A 1,195-nucleotide genomic window follows, 5' to 3' on the forward strand; every position below is an offset into this window, starting at 1 on the left:
CATCGCTGACGCAGGATATTTCCACGCTTGATCCGGAGATCGCCGAGCGTATTGACGCGGAGCTGGCTCGCCAGCAGCGCGGCTTGGAGATGATCGCCTCGGAGAACCACACCGCCCTGGCCGTAATGCAGGCGCAGGGCTCGGTGCTGACCAACAAGTACGCCGAAGGTTACCCCGGGCGCCGCTACTACGGCGGTTGCGAAGAGGTTGACGTCGTCGAGACGCTCGCCATCGAGCGCGTGAAGGCACTGTTCGGTGCGGACTTTGCCAACGTGCAGCCGCACTCCGGTGCCCAGGCCAACGCCTCGGTCATGCACGCGCTGATCCGTCCGGGCGATACCATCATGGGGTTGAATCTGGCTCACGGTGGTCACCTGACCCACGGCATGAAGATCAACTTCTCCGGTCGCCTGTACAACATCGTCCCGTACGGTGTTGAAGAAGACACCCTGGTCATCGACATGGACAAGGTCGAGGCGCTAGCCCTTGAGCACCGGCCCAAGATGATCGTCGCCGGCTGGTCCGCGTACCCGCGCGCACTGGATTTCGCACGTTTCCGCGAGATCGCCGACAAGGTCGGTGCGTACCTGTTCGTGGACATGGCACACATCGCCGGCCTGGTCGCCGCCGGACTGCACCCCTCCCCGGTCCCGCACGCCCACGTGGTCTCCTCCACCACGCACAAGACCCTGGCCGGTCCGCGTGGCGGCATCATCCTGACCAATGATGCGGATATTGCTAAGAAGATTAACTCGGCGGTATTCCCCGGTCAGCAGGGTGGCCCGTTGGAGCACGTGATTGCCGGTAAGGCGGTGGCGTTCAAGATCGCGGCCACGCAGGAGTTCAAGGAGCGTCAGGGCCGCACCATCGCCGGTGCGAAAATCCTGGCCGAACGCCTGTGCGCCGCCGATGTTGCTGCGGCGGGCATTAGCGTGCTCACCGGTGGCACCGATGTGCACCTGGTCCTCGTTGACCTGCGTCACTCGGCCCTTGATGGGCAGCAGGGCGAAGACCTGCTGGCGAAGGTGGAGATCACGGTAAACCGTAACTCGGTTCCCTTTGACCCACGTCCGCCGATGGTCACCAGTGGCCTGCGTATTGGTACCCCGGCGCTGGCCACCCGTGGCTTCTCCGAGGCCGCCTTTGTGGAGGTTGCGGACATCATTGCCGAAACCCTCATCGCAGGTACCCAGGA

General features: G+C 63.8%; 1 protein-coding gene. It reads left to right on the forward strand.

Annotated features, from left to right (window positions below; translation table 11 throughout):
• Positions 1–1,195 (forward strand): serine hydroxymethyltransferase (glyA, locus tag CQ018_RS19750; protein ID WP_308729284.1); only part of this gene is annotated, 1,195 nt, incomplete at both ends.

The organism is Arthrobacter sp. MYb227, assembly GCF_002975435.1.
Classification (GTDB): Bacteria; Actinomycetota; Actinomycetes; order Actinomycetales; family Micrococcaceae; genus Paeniglutamicibacter.